14 protein-coding genes are annotated in these 17,486 nt (G+C 68.6%); 8 read left to right on the top strand and 6 right to left on the bottom strand.

Features of this window, described 5'->3' with window-relative positions; all coding sequences use genetic code 11:
- Nucleotides 1-10: 10 nt before the first annotated feature.
- Nucleotides 11-1,384, bottom strand: coding sequence for a dihydrolipoyl dehydrogenase (gene lpdA, locus ASF68_RS01695; RefSeq protein WP_056005971.1), 1,374 nt, complete (start codon nt 1,382-1,384; stop codon nt 11-13).
- Between the two features lie 95 nt (nt 1,385-1,479).
- Nucleotides 1,480-2,982 carry a leucyl aminopeptidase gene (locus ASF68_RS01690; protein WP_056005968.1) on the bottom strand — a complete coding sequence of 501 codons (1,503 nt, stop codon included), beginning with the start codon at nt 2,980-2,982 and terminating at the stop codon, nt 1,480-1,482.
- 120 nt (nt 2,983-3,102) lie between these two features.
- Between ASF68_RS01690 and ASF68_RS01685 the strand changes: the two genes are divergently transcribed.
- The 5 genes from ASF68_RS01685 to ASF68_RS01665 all read left to right on the top strand — a co-directional run bounded on the left by ASF68_RS01685 (nt 3,103) and on the right by ASF68_RS01665 (nt 8,867).
- Nucleotides 3,103-4,026 (top strand): proteasome assembly chaperone family protein, encoded by a 924-nt coding sequence (locus ASF68_RS01685; RefSeq protein WP_056005965.1) that lies wholly within the window; start codon nt 3,103-3,105, stop codon nt 4,024-4,026.
- Between the two features lie 9 nt (nt 4,027-4,035).
- Nucleotides 4,036-5,343: a nitrate/nitrite transporter gene (locus ASF68_RS01680; protein WP_056005962.1), complete on the top strand. Its 1,308-nt coding sequence runs from the start codon at nt 4,036-4,038 to the stop codon at nt 5,341-5,343.
- A 224-nt stretch (nt 5,344-5,567) separates the two neighbouring features.
- Entirely contained in the window at nt 5,568-6,854 is a 1,287-nt protein-coding gene (locus tag ASF68_RS01675; RefSeq protein WP_056005959.1) for an RNA polymerase sigma factor, read from the top strand.
- 4 nt (nt 6,855-6,858) lie between these two features.
- Entirely contained in the window at nt 6,859-8,121 is a 1,263-nt protein-coding gene (locus ASF68_RS01670; protein ID WP_056005956.1) for a MurT ligase domain-containing protein, read from the top strand.
- Nucleotides 8,118-8,867: a type 1 glutamine amidotransferase gene (locus ASF68_RS01665; protein ID WP_056005953.1), complete on the top strand. Its 750-nt coding sequence runs from the start codon at nt 8,118-8,120 to the stop codon at nt 8,865-8,867. The genes ASF68_RS01670 and ASF68_RS01665 overlap by 4 nt, the downstream gene beginning before the upstream one ends.
- A gap of 58 nt (nt 8,868-8,925) precedes the next feature.
- On the opposite strand, the gene ASF68_RS01660 is transcribed toward ASF68_RS01665, so the two are convergent.
- Nucleotides 8,926-9,156 (bottom strand): hypothetical protein, encoded by a 231-nt coding sequence (locus ASF68_RS01660; protein WP_056011197.1) that lies wholly within the window; start codon nt 9,154-9,156, stop codon nt 8,926-8,928.
- Between the two features lie 215 nt (nt 9,157-9,371).
- On the opposite strand from ASF68_RS01660, the gene ASF68_RS01655 reads away from it, so the two are divergent.
- Complete coding sequence (locus tag ASF68_RS01655) at nt 9,372-11,450, top strand: type IIA DNA topoisomerase subunit B (RefSeq protein WP_056005950.1); 2,079 nt, start codon at nt 9,372-9,374, stop codon at nt 11,448-11,450.
- A gap of 107 nt (nt 11,451-11,557) precedes the next feature.
- On the opposite strand, the gene ASF68_RS01650 is transcribed toward ASF68_RS01655, so the two are convergent.
- Nucleotides 11,558-14,068: a DNA topoisomerase (ATP-hydrolyzing) subunit A gene (locus tag ASF68_RS01650; RefSeq protein WP_056005947.1), complete on the bottom strand. Its 2,511-nt coding sequence runs from the start codon at nt 14,066-14,068 to the stop codon at nt 11,558-11,560.
- An 87-nt stretch (nt 14,069-14,155) separates the two neighbouring features.
- Here ASF68_RS01650 and ASF68_RS01645 point away from each other — a divergent pair, with 87 nt between their 5' ends.
- Complete coding sequence (locus ASF68_RS01645; RefSeq protein WP_056005944.1) at nt 14,156-15,298, top strand: alkaline phosphatase family protein; 1,143 nt, start codon at nt 14,156-14,158, stop codon at nt 15,296-15,298.
- Between the two features lie 12 nt (nt 15,299-15,310).
- Here the strand turns inward: ASF68_RS01645 and sepH are convergent, their stop codons facing one another.
- On the bottom strand, nt 15,311-16,432 hold the full coding sequence (gene sepH / locus ASF68_RS01640; protein WP_056005941.1) for a septation protein SepH: 1,122 nt from the start codon (nt 16,430-16,432) through the stop codon (nt 15,311-15,313).
- 200 nt (nt 16,433-16,632) lie between these two features.
- Between sepH and ASF68_RS01635 the strand changes: the two genes are divergently transcribed.
- Nucleotides 16,633-16,926 (top strand): DUF4193 domain-containing protein, encoded by a 294-nt coding sequence (locus tag ASF68_RS01635; protein WP_056005937.1) that lies wholly within the window; start codon nt 16,633-16,635, stop codon nt 16,924-16,926.
- Between the two features lie 96 nt (nt 16,927-17,022).
- Here ASF68_RS01635 and ASF68_RS01630 read toward each other — a convergent pair whose 3' ends face one another.
- Nucleotides 17,023-17,469 (bottom strand): DUF3093 domain-containing protein, encoded by a 447-nt coding sequence (locus ASF68_RS01630; RefSeq protein WP_056005932.1) that lies wholly within the window; start codon nt 17,467-17,469, stop codon nt 17,023-17,025.
- Nucleotides 17,470-17,486: the final 17 nt, after the last annotated feature.

Below are 17,486 nucleotides of genomic sequence, written 5' to 3'. Positions count from 1 at the left end.
TCGGGCCGCGTCACAGCGCGTGCAGGGGCTTGCCTGCGAGCGCGAGGAATGCTTCGCCGAGCGCCTCGTTCTGCGTGGGGTGTGCGTGGATGAGCGGCGCGATGTCCTCCGGGTATGCCTCCCAGTTGACGGCGAGCTGGCCTTCGGCGATGAGCTCGCCTACCCGGGCACCGATCATGTGGACGCCGATCACCGGGCCGTCGTTCACGCGGATGACCTTGACGTTGCCGCTCGTGCCGATGATCTCGCTCTTACCGTTGCCGGCGAGGTTGAAGTCGTAGCTCGTGATGTTGTCGGCGCCGTACTGCTCAGCCGCCTTCGCCTCGCTCAGACCGACCGACGCGATCTCGGGGTCGCTGTAGGTGACCTTCGGGATGTTGATGTCCTCGATGACGACCGGCTTGAGACCGGCGATCTCCTCGGCGACGAAGATGCCCTGCTGGAAGCCGCGGTGCGCGAGCTGGAGGCCGGGCACGATGTCGCCGACGGCGTAGAGGCCGGGGATGTTCGTCTCGAGGCGGTCGTTGGTGATGACGAAGCCGCGGTCGATGGTGACACCGACCTCCTCGAAACCGAGTCCGGCGGTCGACGGGCCACGGCCGACGGCGACGAGCAGGAGCTCGGCGTCGATGGTCTTGCCGTCCTCGAGCGTGATCTGCACACCCTGGTCGTCCTGGGTGACGCCCTGGAACCGGACGCCGAGCGAGTACTCGATCCCGCGCTTGCGGAACGCGCGCTCGAGGGCCTTGCTGATGGCCTCGTCCTCGTTGGGGACGAGGTGGGGGAGCGCCTCGATGATCGTCACCTCGGTGCCGAAGGACTTCCACACGCTGGCGAACTCGACGCCGATCACGCCGCCGCCGAGCACGGCGACCTTCTTGGGGACGAAGTCGAGCTGCAGCGCCTGCTCGCTCGTGATGACACGGCCACCGATCTCGAGGCCGGGGAGCGAGCGGCTGTACGAACCCGTCGCGAGGATGACGTTCTTGCCCGTGATGAGGTCGTCGCCGACCTGCACGCTCGTCGGGGAGACCAGACGGCCCTCACCCTCGATCGTGGTGATGCCACGAGCCTTCACGAGGCCTTGGAGCCCCTTGTACTTCTTCGCGACGATGCCCTCGCGGTACTTCGTGACACCCTCGATGTCGATGCCCTCGAAGGTCGACTTGACGCCGAACTTCTCGGACTCGCGGGACGCGTCGGCGACCTCGGCGGAGTGCAGCAGCGCCTTGGTCGGGATGCAGCCGCGGTGCAAGCAGGTGCCGCCGACCTTGTCCTTCTCGATCATGCCGACGGTGAGGCCGAGCTGCGAAGCGCGCAGCGCCGCAGCGTATCCGCCGCTTCCGCCTCCCAGGACTACCAGGTCAAAATTCTGCTCGGACACTCCGTTGCTCCTTGTGTGTGCTTCGTGGTCGATCGGAAACCGTCGTGGTGTGTTCGGCGGTGTCGAGGCAGGTCGAACCGCCCCCGTCGACCTTACTACGGGTGGCTAATCTCCTCGGCCATTGCGAGGAGGGTACGGACCGCGACACCGGTCGGTCCCTTGGCGGTGAAGCCGTATGCGGCGTCGCCGTTCATGGCGCTGCCGGCGATGTCCAGGTGCGCCCACGGGATGCGGGTCGCCACGCCCTCGGCATCGGTGCGTTCGGGGATGAACTCCTGCAGGAAGGTCCCGGCGACGAGCATGCCGCCCGCGGTGGTGCCAGGCTTCGCGTTCGCGAGGTCGGCCACGTCCGAGTCGAGCACCTTGCGGAGTTCCGCTGGGAACGGCATCGGCCAGAAGAGCTCGTCGGCGCCGGACCCGGTCGCGATGAGGTCGGTCACGAACGCGGCGTCGCCCATGACCCCGGTGTAGCGGTTGCCCAGCGCCACCACGGCGGCGCCGGTGAGGGTCGCGACGTCGATGATCGCGTCCGGCTCCTCCTCGCCGGCGGCGACCAGACCGTCCGCCAGGACCAGACGGCCCTCGGCGTCGGTGTTGGTGACCTCGACCGTGCGTCCACCACGGATGGTGAGGACGTCGTTCGGTCGGATCGCGGTCCCGGAGGGGAGGTTCTCGGCGAGACACAACCAGGCGGTGAGTCTCGTCGGCACGCCGAGGCGCGCAGCGGCGGCCAGGACGGCGAGGACGGTGGCCGCCCCGGTCATGTCGTACTTCATGCCGACCATCGACACCGGCGGCTTCAACGACAGCCCACCGCTGTCGAAGGTGATGCCCTTGCCGACGAGCGCGAGGTGCGTTCGAGCCGCCTCCGGGTGGTAGCTCAGCTTCACGAGACGCGGGGGCCGTGAGGATCCCTGCCCGACCCCGAGGATGCCGCCGAAGCCGTCCTCGGCCAGGCGGGTCTCGTCCCATTCCTCGACCTCGACGTCGAGGCCGTCGACGGCGGCCCGCGCGGCGTCGGCGAAGGTCGCCGGGTAGAGCTCGTTCGGTGGGGTGTTGACGAGGTCCTTGACGAGCCCGATGGCTTCGGCGACCGCCGCAGCGTGCTCGGCGACGTCGACACCAGGGGCGTCGAGGGCGGGCGGGACGACGACGGTGACGCGCTCGAGGGGGTCGGGCGCCGACGGCGTTCCCGTGCCACGGGACGCGGCGTAGCGGTACGCGCCGATGGCCGCGCCCTCGAGGACGGCTTCCGCTGCCTCCGCCGTCTCCTCCGTCAGCGCGAACGTGATGGAGGCGTGGCCGTCCAGCCCTCGGGTCACCGCGCCTGCGGCGCGACGGAAGGCCGCAGGGTCCGTGTCGGCGCCGAGTCCCATGAGGACGAGACCCGCCGCGGTCCCGAAGTGGTCGGGGAGCCGACGCACCTGGTCTTCGGCCCCGGAGACACCAGAGGCGCGAAGTACTGCGGTCAGTGCCGTGTACGGCTCGGGAGCGAGCAGTTCCGGGCCGTCCTGGCCCTGCCTCACTGCGAGGACGAGTAACTCGCCCTCGAGCTGCTCCACGGTGGCGGACACGACGGACAGTGCGGGGATCGTCATGTCTCCATCGTAGGCACGCGCCCCGCGGGCCGGACGCGACGCCGCCCCTGTTCGCTCTCGGCGGTACCCGGAGGGGCCAGAGGGGCGGAGCCCTCGGACACCCCCGTTTAGAGTTGGACCATGCCTACGCCAGACGACCTCTACGAGGTGCACGCAGAGATCGACGTGCCGGCCGGCCTGCACCTGGTCGCGGGGCTCACCGGTTTCTCCGACGCCGGGGGAGCGGTCGGGCAGCTGAACTCCTACCTCGACGACGTGCTCGACACGACGGTCGTCGCCGAGTTCGACGCCGACGTGCTGCTCGACTACCGCGCGCGCCGACCGATCATCTCCTTCGACCAGGACCACCTGACGGAATACCGTCCGCCGCGGTTGACGCTCTCGCTCGCGCATGACGAGCTCGGATCGCCGTTCCTCCTCCTCACCGGCTTCGAGCCGGACTTCCTGTGGGGACGGTTCGTCGCCGCGGTGCTGGAACTCGTCGACCGGTTCCGGGTGAGCGACACGACGTGGGTCCACGCGATCCCCATGCCGGTCCCGCACACCCGACCCATCGGCGTGACCGTGAGCGGCAACCGCTTCGATCTCATCGAGTCGCTCTCGGTCTGGCGCCCGCGGACTCAGGTGCCGTCCAACGTGCTGCACCTGCTCGAACACCGCCTCTATGAGCGCGGCGACAGCATCGCGGCGTTCGTCCTCCTCGTCCCGCACTACCTGGCGGACACGGAGTTCCCCGCCGCGGCGATCATGGCCATCGAGAGCCTGAGTGCCGCGACCGGTTTGATCTTCCCCACGGACCGGCTCCGTGAGGACGGCCGTGACTTCCTCGCCAAGATCGACGAACAGGTCGGCACGAACCACGAACTCGGTCAGCTGGTCACGACGCTCGAAGAGCGTTACGACGCCTACATGGCGGACAACTCCCCGAAGTCGCCGCTCACCGACATCGACGGTGCCCTGCCGACCGCCGACGAGATCGCGGCCGAACTCGAGAAGTTCCTCGCCAGCAGGCGGCACGGCGACGAGGACCGTTCGAGCACCTAAGCTGGATCGGTGGGATCTCGACGCGTCTGGTGGGTGTTCGGCGTCGGGGTGTTCGCCTACCTCATCACCGTCATGCAGCGGTCGACGCTCGGTGTCGCAGCCGTCGACGCCACCGGCCGATTCCACATCGACGCCGCCGCCCTGTCGACGCTGGCGGTCGCGCAGCTGATCGTCTACGCCGCGATGCAGGTCCCCGTCGGCGTCCTCATCGACCGCCTCGGTCCACGGATCCTCATCGCAGCGGGCTTGTCGGTCGTCATGATCGGTCAGATCTGGTTGGGGCTCACGACCGAACTGGGAGGCGCCATCATCGGGCGGATGCTCGTCGGACTCGGCGACGCCGCCGTGTTCACCTCGGTCCTCCGGCTCGTGAACTCCTGGTTCCCGACGCACCGGGTCCCGATCGTCTCGCAGTGGGTGGGCAACATCGGGCAGATCGGGCAGGTCCTGTCGGCGGTCCCCTTCTCGTTCGTCCTGCACGCCCTCGGGTGGTCGCCGGCGTTCCTCGGCGCGGCGGGCCTCGTCCTGCTCGCCCTGGTCGGCGTGTTGATCGTCGTCCGCGACCGCCCGACGGGGTCCGACGAGGCACCCCGGCCGGAGAGCTGGGGCCACGTCGTCCGCGAGGTGGTGGTCAGCCTGCGGCGGCCCGGCACCCGTCTCGGGTTCTGGTCGCACTTCGTGACCCAGTCCTCCGGGACCGTCCTCACCCTCCTCTGGGGCTTCCCGTTCATGGTCTACGCGCTCGGGTACTCGCAGCCGCTTGCGGCGTCGCTCCTCATCGTGATCGTCGTCTCCGGCATGATCGCGGGACCGATCATCGGCGTGCTCACCGCTCGGTTCCCGTATCGGCGCAGCAACCTGGTGCTCTGCATCGTGACCGTCATGGGCCTTGCGTGGGCGGCGCTGCTCCTGTGGCCCGGCGTGCCACCGATGTGGCTCGTCATCGTCCTGTTCGTCGTCGTGGGGGTCGGCGGACCGGGGTCGCTGATCGGGTTCGACTTCGCCAGGACCTTCAACCCCATCCGTGCGCTCGGCGGTGCGAACGGCATCGTCAACGTCGGCGGGTTCCTCGCGAGCTTCGTCATCATGTTCCTGATCGGCCTCATCATCGACGCGGTCAGTGGCGGCTCGCGCGCCGACTACTCGATGGACAGCTTCAGGATCGCGTTCTCGGTGCAGTACCTCGTGATCGGCTTCGGCGTCGCCATGCTGCTCGTGGCCAGGTCGCGCACACGGAAGCGCTTCGTCGAGGAGGAGGGGATCGCGGTCGGCCCGCTGTGGATCGCCGTCCGCGCCCGACTCGGTCGCCGTCGCTGAGCGTTCGCCCCGTGCGCCGGACCAGCTCTTGACAAACCGCCGGTGGCTCTGCGGCCTTCCGTAGCGCGCTATAATGGAACTCGGACCCGTTCACCTCTCGGAATGTCGGCGGCCCTTTTCGGGTTGCACTGCACCAAGACTTGACATGGGTCCTCGTAATGTCCGAAATCACGGACGATCCGGCGTTGACTCTCGAAGCCGGGTCCGAACAGGAAGGTGCAGCTATGGCCACCAAGACCGCTCGCGCAGACGAAGCAGCGCCGGCAGACGAGGCCACGGAGGCTCCCGCAGCGAAGGCTCGGACCACCAAGCCCGCAACGCCGCGCACGAAAGCCGCTCCCAAGGCGAAGGCCACGCGTGCCAAGGCCGCCCCGAAGACGAACTCGGAGGCCGATGAGGCTGCCGACGACGAGGACGTCGTCGTCGAGGTCGTCGCCGACGACGCCGTGGTCGACGCACCCGCCGGCGAAGCGACGGAGACGGTCGAGGAGGAGGACGACAAGTCCGTCCCCGAGATCACCCTCCCCACCGACGCACTCGTGCTCTCCAACAGCGACGACGACGAGATCCCGGTCTACTCCGCCGCGATCACCGGCGCGACCGCCGACCCGGTGAAGGACTACCTCAAGCAGATCGGTAAGGTCGCCCTCCTCAACGCAGCAGAGGAGGTCGAACTCGCCATGCGCATCGAGGCCGGACTCTTCGCGGAGGACAAGCTCTCGCAGCTGTCCGACCTCGAGAAGCGTTCGCGGGTCGGCCGAGAACTCCAGTGGGTCGCGAAGGACGGAGCCCGGGCGAAGAGCCACCTGCTCGGTGCCAACCTCCGACTCGTCGTGAGCCTCGCCAAGCGCTACACCGGACGAGGCATGCAGTTCCTCGACCTCATCCAGGAGGGGAACCTCGGTCTCATCCGTGCCGTCGAGAAGTTCGACTACACGAAGGGCTTCAAGTTCTCCACCTACGCGACCTGGTGGATCCGTCAGGCCATCACGCGAGCCATGGCCGACCAGGCGCGGACCATCCGCATCCCCGTGCACATGGTCGAGGTCATCAACAAGCTCGCCCGCGTGCAGCGCCAGATGCTCCAGGACCTCGGTCGCGAACCCACGCCTGAGGAACTGAGCCGTGAGCTCGACATGACGCCTGAGAAGGTCATCGAGGTCCAGAAGTACGGCCGCGAGCCCATCTCGCTGCACACCCCGCTGGGCGAGGACGGCGACAGCGAGTTCGGCGACCTGATCGAGGACACCGAGGCGGTCGTCCCCGCCGATGCGGTGAGCTTCACCATGCTGCAGAAGCAGTTGGAGTCGCTGCTCGATTCACTGTCCGAGCGTGAAGCCGGGGTCATCCGGATGCGCTTCGGCCTCGGAGACGGCATGCCGAAGACGCTCGACCAGATCGGTGACACGTTCGGCGTCACGCGCGAGCGGATCCGACAGATCGAGTCGAAGACCATGGCGAAGCTGCGTCACCCGAGCCGATCCCAGTCGCTCCGCGACTACCTCGAGTAGGAGCATGCGCTACGCCCCCGCCATCCTCGCGGGTCGAGCCGTCCGATTCCTCGCCAGGCTGCGTAAGCCGGGCGGGGGATCTGCCGTTCCCGGCCTCGTGGTCAACCGGGTCGCGCCCGGGTTTCTGCCAGACACGCTGAACAGCTTCCCGCGTGGCCTCGTCATCGTGAGCGGATCGAGCGGGAAGTCCACCACGACCAAGATGCTCGTAGGTATCCTGCGCGCGCATCAGGTCTCGGTGTTCACGAACCCGTCCACGGCGAACATCTCACAGGGCCTCACCTCGGCATTACTCGAACGTGCCGACCTGCGAGGTCGGATCGACGCGGACCTGGGCGTGCTCGAGATGGACGAGGGCCACGGCGCCCTGATCGCCCCGCGGCTCCGTCCAGCGCATGTCATCCTGACGAACGTGTCCGTCGACCAGATCGACCGCTTCCACGATGCCGCCATGGTGTCCCGGATGCTCGACGCGATCGCCGGACGATCGACCGGTTCGCTGGTGCTGAACGGCGACGACGCGCTGGTCGACGCGGTTGCCTCGGGCAGTGCCGCGACCCGGTGGCGGTACGGCGTCTCGGCCTCGGTCCTGGAAGCCAGCCCACGTGGTCTCGGTTACAGCTCGACCGCTCCGGATCGTGTGGACGCGGACGCCGGCACGGTGGTGCAGTCGCTGGCCGGCGATGAGGTGGTCATCGCGCACAAGGGCGAGACCGCGCGGTTCCGTCTCCCTGCTCGCGGCGTGCACTACGCCGTCGACGCGGCTGCAGCCATCTCCGGTGCTGCGGCCGTCCTCGGGCCGGAGTTCCGACTCGCGACGGCGGCGGCCTCGTTCGAGGCCCTGACCCCGGTCTTCGGCCGCGGAGAGGTGACCACCGTGCGTGGCGTCGAAGTGGAGTTCGTGCTCGTCCAGAACCCGGCGAGCTTCCAACTGAACATCGACAGTCTCGCCCCGGACACGGAACAGATCCTGGTGGCCGTCGGCAGCGACGTCCGCGACCCGTCCTACCTGTGGCCGGTCGACACGGCCCGTCTCGGTCGTGTCGCCGTCGTCTCCGGGTCGAAGGCCTGGGAGGCGGCGCTCCAGCTCGGGTACGACGGCGTCGAGATCGATCGCATCGAGCCGGATCTCGGTGCGGCCCTCGACGCGTTCCTGGCGCTCCCCGCCCCTGGTGTCGGCCGTAAGACCGTCATCTTCACCGCCGACTCGATGCGTCGCACGCGTGCGCACCTCGGGCTCGCCTCGAACGATCAGGACGACGCATGACGACCGAGCCGACGATCACCATCGCCGTCCTGCTGCCATCGAGCTGCAACGTCAACGGCGACGCCGAGAACGGATCGGTCCTCGCCCGCCGCGGTCGCGCTCGCGGGCTCACCGTCGAGCTGGTCCCCGTCGAGTCGGTGTCCGATCTGCCCGACGCGGTCCACGCCGTCGTGCTCGGCTCCTGCGACGACCCGTCCGCCCCGGTCGTCCTCGAAGCGCTCCGACCGTTCCGCGACGCCTTCATCGCCTGGGTGGAGGCTGGGGTGCCGGTCCTCGCCGTGGCGAACGGATGGAAGCTCCTCACCCGTCGTCTCGAACTGACACCGGGCAGCTGGGTGGACGGACTCGCGATCATCGAGGGGGACGCCCCGCTCCGCAGCGCTCGGGCCAGCGACGACCTGCTCGTCGTGCCGGCCGGCGACCTCGAGCTGGAGTCGCCCGTCCTCGTAGGCTACGAGAACCACGCGAGGGACTTCCGCGCCGGTACGGGCGTCCAGGCGGTCGGCGCGGTGCGCCACGGCCGCGGCAACGGAGACGGCACCGAGGGGGCGATGGTCGGTCCGTTCATCGGCACCCATCTGCACGGACCGGTGCTGGCGAAGAACCCCGAACTGGCCGACCGTCTGCTCCGTCAGGCCATCGCCGTCGCGGGTGGGACGTCGATGCTCGACGAGTCGCCGGAACTGCGGGCGCTCGACCACATCGCCGAGCAGGCACGGGCACAGATCGTCACATCCATCGGCTGAACCCATGACAAAGGGCCCCGGATCTCGGATCCGGGGCCCTTCGTCATGACTGGGGAGGCTACGCGCGCTGCTCGGTGAAGAGCCGCGCAGACTCGTCGTGCCAGTCGGTCGCGACCTGCGTCAGCTTCTCCTGGTACTTCTTGCCGTGGTGCGCGCAGAACAGCAGCTCACCGCTGTTCATCTGCACGCGGATGTAGGCCTGTGCTCCGCACAGATCGCAACGATCGGCGGCAGTCAGTTGCTGGGCGTCGAGGTCACTCGGCGTGCTCTCGGTAGCAGTCTGTGACATGTGCTCCTCCTGACTCGGGCGGCTACGAAACTCGTAGTACTCATGAAAGCACGCGTTCGCCGCAACGGTGTGCCTTTGCGCGTTCGTTTCGCTCTGCGCGTAGATCATTCGGACCAGACCCTCAGCCGGATGGGTGGCCGGCCGGAATGCAGGATGGCGGGATCGCCGCCGAGTGTCACCATCGGCGTGTCGGACGCGGAGACTACTCTTGAGAGGTGAGCAGCGACTACTCCGCCCGGCATCTCTCCGTCCTCGAAGGCCTCGAGGCGGTGCGCAAGCGACCCGGCATGTACATCGGATCGACGGACTCGCGGGGCCTCATGCACTGCCTCTGGGAGATCATCGACAACTCGGTCGACGAGGCCCTCGGCGGGCACGGCGACGAGATCGAGATCATCCTGCACGCCGACCAGAGCGTCGAGGTCCGAGACCACGCGCGCGGCATCCCGGTCGACATCGAGCCGAAGACCGGCCTGTCGGGCGTCGAGGTCGTGTTCACGAAGCTGCACGCCGGCGGCAAGTTCGGCGGTGGGTCCTACGCCGCGTCGGGCGGGCTGCACGGCGTCGGCGCCTCCGTCGTCAATGCGCTCTCGGAACGGCTCGATGTCGAGGTGGACCGCGGTGGCAAGACCTACGCGATGTCCTTCCACCGTGGCGAGCCCGGCATCTTCGCCGACACCGGTGAGCCCACGCCGGACGCGCCGTTCACCCCCTTCGAGAAGCAGAGCGAACTCCGGGTCATCGGGAAGACCAAGCGCGGCGTGACGGGCACGCGGATCCGCTACTGGGCCGACCGCCAGATCTTCACGAAGGGTGCACAGTTCCAGGCTGAGGAGCTGTTGGGCCGAGCCCGTCAGACGGCCTTCCTCATCAAGGGGCTCGGCATCCACATCCGCGACGAGACCGTCGAGGAACCGACCGAGGCGATGTACCGCTATGAGGGCGGCATCTCGGAGTTCGTCGACTACCTGGCGGGCGACACCGCCCTCACCGACACCTGGCGTCTCACCGGAAGCGGCACGTTCACCGAGACGGTGCCCGTCCTGTCGCCGTCGGGCACCATGGTCGCGACCGAGGTGGAACGGGAGGCGGAGGTCGACATCGCCCTTCGCTGGGGGACCGGGTACGAGACGGTCATGCGGAGCTTCGTCAACATCATCGCCACGCCGAAGGGCGGCACGCACCAGCTGGGGTTCGATCAGGGGCTGCTGAAGTTCCTCCGGGCCCAGGTGGAGCAGAACGCCCGCCGCCTGAAGGTCGGCTCGGACAAGCTCGAGAAGGACGACGTCCTCGCCGGCCTGACCGCCGTGCTGACGGTCCGGCTCGCGGAGCCGCAGTTCGAGGGCCAGACGAAGGAGATCCTCGGGACGCCTGCCGTGCGGGCCATCGTGGCGAACGTCGTCGCCAAGGAACTCAAGGAGCGGTTCGCTTCGACGAAACGGGATGACAAGGCGCAGACGGCGCTCGTGCTCGAGAAGATCGTGTCCGAGATGAAGTCCCGGATCTCCGCCCGGACCCACAAGGAGACGCAGCGCCGGAAGAACGCCCTCGAGAACTCGTCACTGCCGGCCAAGTTGGTCGACTGCCGCTCGGGCAACCTCGAGTCGAGTGAACTGTTCATCGTCGAGGGGGACTCCGCCCTCGGGACGGCGAAGCTGGCGCGCGACAGCTCGTACCAGGCGCTCCTCCCGATCCGCGGCAAGATCCTGAACGTGCAGAAGGCCTCCGTCTCCGACATGCTGTCGAACGCCGAGTGCGCGTCCATCATCCAGGTCATCGGAGCCGGGTCAGGTCGATCCTTCGACCTCGACGCCGCCCGGTACGGGAAGATCATCCTGATGAGCGACGCGGACGTCGACGGTGCGCACATCCGCACGCTCCTGCTCACGCTCTTCTTCCGCTACATGCGGCCGCTCATCGAGGCGGGCCGCGTCTTCGCTGCGGTGCCACCGCTCCATCGGGTCATCGTCATCAACCCCGGTTCGAAGCCGAACGAGACGATCTACACCTACTCCGAAGCCGAGCTGCACGCCGTGCTCGCCGACCTCAAGCGCACCGGCAAGAAGCATCAGGAACCGATCCAGCGGTACAAGGGACTCGGCGAGATGGACGCCGACCAGTTGGCGACGACCACGATGGATCGACGCCACCGCACGCTCCGCCGCGTGCGCGTCGAGGACGCCGAGTCGGCCGGACGTATCTTCGAACTCCTCATGGGCAACGACGTCGCCCCGAGGAAGGAGTTCATCGTGGACAGCTCCGACCGACTGTCCCGCGAGAGCATCGACGTCTGATCCTCGCGGGGTTCACGAGGCCCGAGGACGACCCCTCTGGTTCGGGAACGATCGAGGCCCGGTGCGAGCGGATGCTCGGACCGGGCCTCGTCGGCGCAGGACAGGATTCAGTCGGATTCGTCGCCGGCGGTCGCGTCATCCGTGGTCGGCGGAGCGACCGGCGGTGTGATCGCGCCGCCGATGAACCCGATGGGAGCGTCGAGCGGCGTGCCGGATGCGTCACGCTTGGCCCCGACCTCCGGGAGCGTCCGAGGCGTCCCGTCCGTGCCGACGGCGTGTGCCGGAGCGGCGCCGACCCAGGCGACGGCCAGCTGATCCTCACCCTTCAGGAAGCGTTGCGACCGGACCCCGCCCGTCGCCCGACCCTTGGCGGGGAACTCCGAGAACTCGGACACCTTCGCGCTGCCGGTGTCCGTCCCGGCCAGCGTGAGTGAGTTCGTCGCGACGGTGACGACGACGACCTCGTCGTCCGGGAGGACGGCGGTGAAGGAGATGACCTTCGCACCGGCGGCGAGGTTGATGCCGGCCATGCCACCCGCGGCACGACCCTGCGGCCGGACGGACGACGCGGCGAAGCGGAGGAGCTGCGCGTCGGAGGCGACGAACACGAGCTCGGCGTCGTCACCGACCTGCGCCGCACCGATGACGCGGTCGCGCGGCTTCAGCGTGATGACCTCGAAGTCGGGCTTCGCGGGCAGATCGCCCGGGATGACGCGTTTGACCACGCCGGTCTCGGTGCCGAGCACGATCGGCTGCTCGCTGGAGAGGGAGACGATGGCCAGCACCCGCTCATCGCGGTCGGGCAGGGAGAGGTACTCACCGATCCGGACGCCGGCCGCGAGCTGGATGGACGCCGCGGGCACCGCGGGGAGGTCGAGCGGCGTGAACCGGATGAGCCGTCCCTTGCTCGTGACGGCGCCGAGCTCGGTGCGGCTGGTGGTCTCGACGACGCTCAGGATCGCATCGTGCTTGCTCCGACGTCCTGGCCGGGGCGCCTGAGCGTCCGGGTCGAGGTCGACGCGGAGCGCCCGTCCCGTCGCGCTGAGGTAGACACGGCACGGGGTGTCGGCCAGTTCGAGGATCGGGGCGCTCTTGCCGCGCCCGGTCGTCGCGACGCTCGGCTTGGCGTTCGTCAGCATCGTCCGTCGTGGGGTGCCGAACTGCTCGGCTGCGGCGGCGAGTTCCGCCGAGACCGCCGCCCGGATCAGTCGCTGGCTCCCGAGCAGGCGCTCGAGTTCGGCGATCTCCGCGAGCAGCTTGTCGCGCTCCGCCTCGAGTTCGATCCGCGAGAACTTCGTGAGCCGTCGTAGCCGGAGCTCGAGGATGTACTCGGCCTGCAGCTGGGACAGGTCGAAGACCTCGATCAGTCTCGCGCGGGCCTGCTCCGAGTCGTCGCTCGCCCGGATGACCTGGATGACCTCGTCGATGTCGAGGATCGCGATGAGGAGACCCTCGACGAGGTGCAGGCGTTCCTTCCGCCTCGCCAGCCGGAACCGGCTCCGGCGGGTGACCACACTGATGCGGTGGTCGACGTACACCTGGAGCAGCTCGCGGAGACCGAGCGTCTGCGGGCCGCCGTCCACGAGGGCGACGTTGTTGATGCTGAACGAGTCCTCGAGGGGGGTGTACCGGTAGAGCTGCTCGAGGACGGCTTCGGGGGAGAAGCCGGTCTTGATCCCGATCACGAGCCGAAGTCCGTGCATCCGGTCGGTGAGGTCGGTGACGTCCGAGATGCCGTTGAGCTTCTTGGAGGTGACGCCGTCCTTGATCTTCTCGATGATCTTCTCGGGCCCGACCAGGTACGGGAGTTCCGTGATGACGAGGCCGGTCTTCCGGGCGGTCACCGGTTCGACGGACACCTTCGCGCGGGTCTTGAAGGAACCACGGCCCGTCGCGTATGCGTCCTTGATCCCGTCGAGCCCCACGATCGTCCCGCCGGACGGCAGGTCCGGTCCGGGCACGAACTCCATGAGGTCCTCGAGGGTCGCCTGCGGGTGCGCGATGAGGTGCCGGGCGGCGCCGATGACCTCGACGAGGTTGTGCGGCGCCATGTTCGTCGCCATACCGACCGCGATGCCGCTGGCACCGTTCACGAGCAGGTTGGGGAACGCCGCCGGCAGCACCTCCGGCTGCATGAACTGATTGTCGTAGTTCGGGACGAAGTCGACGACGTCCTCGTCGAGGTCGGCGGTGAGCGCGAGGGCAGCGGCGTCCAGCCGGGCCTCCGTGTACCGGGGGGCGGCTGGTCCGTCGTCGAGCGATCCGAAGTTGCCGTGGCCGTCGATCAGCGGCACACGCAGGGTGAACGGCTGCGCGAGGCGGACGAGCGCGTCGTAGATCGCCGTGTCGCCGTGCGGGTGCAGCTTGCCCATCACCTCACCGACGACCCGCGCCGACTTCACGTGACCGCGATCCGGGCGGAGACCCATCTCGGTCATCTGATAGAGGATGCGGCGCTGGACGGGCTTCAGCCCGTCGCGGGCATCCGGGAGGGCGCGGGCGTAGATGACCGAATAGGCGTACTCCAGGAAGGAGGTCTGCATCTCCGACGAGACATCGATGTCCTCGATGCGCTCGCCACTGGGCTCCGTCGGCGGGGTCTGCTGTTGGCGGGTCATTCCGTGTCTCTGCTGAGGGACACCGAGCCGATGCTCGGCGGCGATGGCGGGGCTCGCTCGACCATGCGGTGTGCGAGACTGAGCCCGATGACCTCCATGCTACCGACGGTCGATCCTGACTCGCGCAGCCTTGCCGATGTCCTCCCGGATTGCCTCGCATCCCTGACCTCGAGCGGTGGATCGCTGCCGTCGGCGGACCATGCCATCGTCGTCCTCGTCGACGGCCTCGGCGCTGCGAACCTCCGCGGAGCCGCCGCTCACGCCCGCTTCCTCGCCCCCCGTCTCGGCCCTCGGTCGACGACGACCTCCGCGTTCCCGTCGACGACCGCCGCCGGGATCGCGACGCTGACCACCGGGGCACTCCCCGGCCGTCACGGACTCGTCAGCTATCGAGCCAGGGACCTCGCCGGAGACCGGGTCGTCAACCAGCTGAGCGGCTGGGACCCCGGCATGGTCCCCGAGACCTGGCAGCGTCTGCCCACCGTGTTCGAACGGGCACGTGCCGAGGGCGTCACCACCACGGTCATCGGCCAGGAGCGGTACCGCGGTTCGGGCTTCACCCGAGCGGTCCTCCGTGGCGCGGACTACCGGGCGGGACGCTCGATGGCCGACCGTCTCGACGCGGCGCTCGACGTCGTCGCCGCGAGCTCCGGACGGACCCTGAGCTACGTGTACGTCCCGGAACTCGACCAGGCGGCGCACGAGTACGGGTGGGAGTCAGCCCGCTGGACGGCGCTGCTCGAAGAGCTCGACGGCGACCTGAGACGGTGGTCGGCCCGGCTACCGGCCACGGCGGGAGCCCTCGTCACCGCCGACCACGGCGTCGTCGACGTCCCGGCCCACCAGCACGTCCTGTTCGATCAGGCCCCGGCGCTCGTGGACGGTGTACGACACGTCGGTGGCGAGCCGCGATGCCTGCACCTCTATCTCGACGCCGCCGCGGACGCCGCGGACCACGAGCGGCTGGCGGCGTCCTGGAGGTCCGAGGAGGGCGCTCGGTCCTGGGTCGCGACGCGAGCCGAGGCGATCGAGCACGGCTGGTACGGCGAGGTCGATCCGGAGGTGCTGCCGCGTATCGGGGACGTCATCGTGGCCACCCGCAAACGCATCGCCTACTACGACTCCCGGCCGACCGATCAGAGTGCGCGCGGGATGATCGGCCAGCACGGGTCACTCACCGACGACGAACGTCGGATCCCGCTTCTCGGCCTCGGGCGCTACGAGCCCTGACGGCTCCGCCGATCAGACGGGGTCGTCGTCGGACTTCGCACCGAACACGATCTCGTCCCAGGACGGCATCGACGCGCGTCCGCGTCGTGCCTTCGCACCGGCCGGTGTAGCACCGTCCCCATGGGGATCGGTGTCGCCCGAGCGTCGCTGCTGCGCCGCCTCGAACTCACCGGTGTCGAACACCGCCAGGGGCGTCTGCTGGTCCGGCACGGCATGCGGCGTCGACGGCCGTTCGGCGGGTTCGGGTTCGCTGGGCGCGGACTCCCGCTCACCTCGACGCTTCCGGAGCGCCTCGAGGAGGTCCGCGGTCTGGTTGTGCTGATCGGGGCTGGAGGCCTCACGGTTGATGGCCGCCTGGGTCGCCGCCTTCGAGGAGGGCGCGCGGCCGAAGCCGGTGTCGGCCGCGAACGGCAGCGGATCGATCGGACGGGTCTCCGCCGCTCGCGTCACCTCGGCGGGCGGTTCCGTGGACGCCCGGTCGAGGGAGAACGCTCCGCTGTCGAAGCGGGAGGTGTCGGGGGAGTCGTCGGTGTCGACCGCACGCAGGCGTGGGATCAGCGCGGCTGGGAGGTCGCCCTGCCGGGAGAGCGTGGTGGCTTCACTGCCGATGGGGGTGAGCGCGAGCTTCTTCGGCTCGAACGCCCAACGCGCGTCGTGGTCGACCTGTTCAGCCGTGAAGGAGAGCTTGACGATCCAACCACCCTCCGGTTCCTTCCAGCTGGTCCAACGTTCGTCGGTGGCTCCGAGCTTCTCGAGCCGGGCCCGGATGACGTTCCCGAACGTCGCCTCGATGTCGTCGGCGGTGGTGTCCGTCGTCGGGAGCACGGCGACCCCGAGGGCGGTGCCGACGATGTGTTCGCGTTCCGCCATCACCGGACCCTCGAACCGCTGGACGTACTCCAGGGACGCTCCCGTGACCGCGGCGACGTCCTCGGCGGACAGACCGCTGCGGATGTGCGCCTGCACTTCGCGCGGGCTGATCTTGGTGGCGCCGCCGATGGGGGCCCCGGCCGGTTTCGCCCGCCGGAGGTTGACGTGGAATGCGTCGTCGACGATGAGGCGGTACTCCTCCTCGTTCCGATCAGCAACGATCAGAGCTCCGAGCTCCGCCCCGACTACCTTCAATTCCTGCATGATGAATGCCTCTCAGCGCGCCACGTGATTGACCCACGTTCTCACGGATCACCGGGTGATCCGGGGAATACACCGGGCGTGCCGTCAGTTGCACGGGAAGGTTCCGCACCCCCTCCTGAACACGGTTTGCTATTCACGCGGAACTGATGCAAACTGTGCCCGCCGATTTTGTATCCGACGGCATCGAGAAGTGGATAGGCATGGCAACTGATTACGACGCTCCCCGCAAGACCGACGACGATTCCGAGTCGATCGAGGCCCTGAAGGAGCGCGTTCCAGACAAGCTGTCGGGAGTCGTCGACTCCGAAGACGCCGACAACCCGGGCGATTACAACCTGGGCGGATCCGATCTCTCCGACCTCGACCTCGACGTCGTCGTGCTCCCGCCTCAGGCGGACGAGTTCACCTGCATGGAGTGCTTCCTCGTGAAGCACCGCTCGCAGCTGGACCACGAGGGCAAGTTCGGCCCGATCTGCGCGGAGTGCGCAGCCTGACGACACCACCGCATCAGCGGTAGACGGAACCCCTCCGGATCTCGATCCGGAGGGGTTCCGTCGTTCCCGCTCCCGCCGGGTGCGGTTCGGTCGGGTTCAGACGGTCGAGCGCGCGGCGGCGATCGCGTCGGCGAGCAGCTGCGGCCGCCGGGACGACAACAACCAGTACGGCGTCGGGTCGGCCGGGTCGGTGATCTCCACCTTGACGAGGCTGTGGACCCACCCGCGGATCATCAGCCACGCCCTGGCGTCCAGCTTGGTGCGGAGCTGTGCGGTCGCCTCCGCTCCGGTGTACACGACGACCTCACCCACCTGCGCGAGCGGGATGGACGCCTTGCCGACCGACAGGGTCGTACCGGAGACCTCGATCCTCGGCGCCGACCCGAAGGCGAAGGCGAGACACCCGCCGTAGAGGACCACCGCCCCGATGACCCCGGCCGGAAGCGACACCGGTGCGAGGACGAGCATGGTCGCCGGCACCACGAGGGCGAGGGCGATGATGACCCAGGGACTGGGCCAGAGGGTTTCACGGTACGGCTGCATGTCTGCCTTGTCTCAGA

This window comes from Plantibacter sp. Leaf314 (assembly GCF_001423185.1).
Classification (GTDB): Bacteria; Actinomycetota; Actinomycetes; order Actinomycetales; family Microbacteriaceae; genus Plantibacter.
The sequence above is the reverse complement of the archived record's forward strand: the minus strand, read 5'-3'. Positions and strand labels throughout refer to the sequence as shown.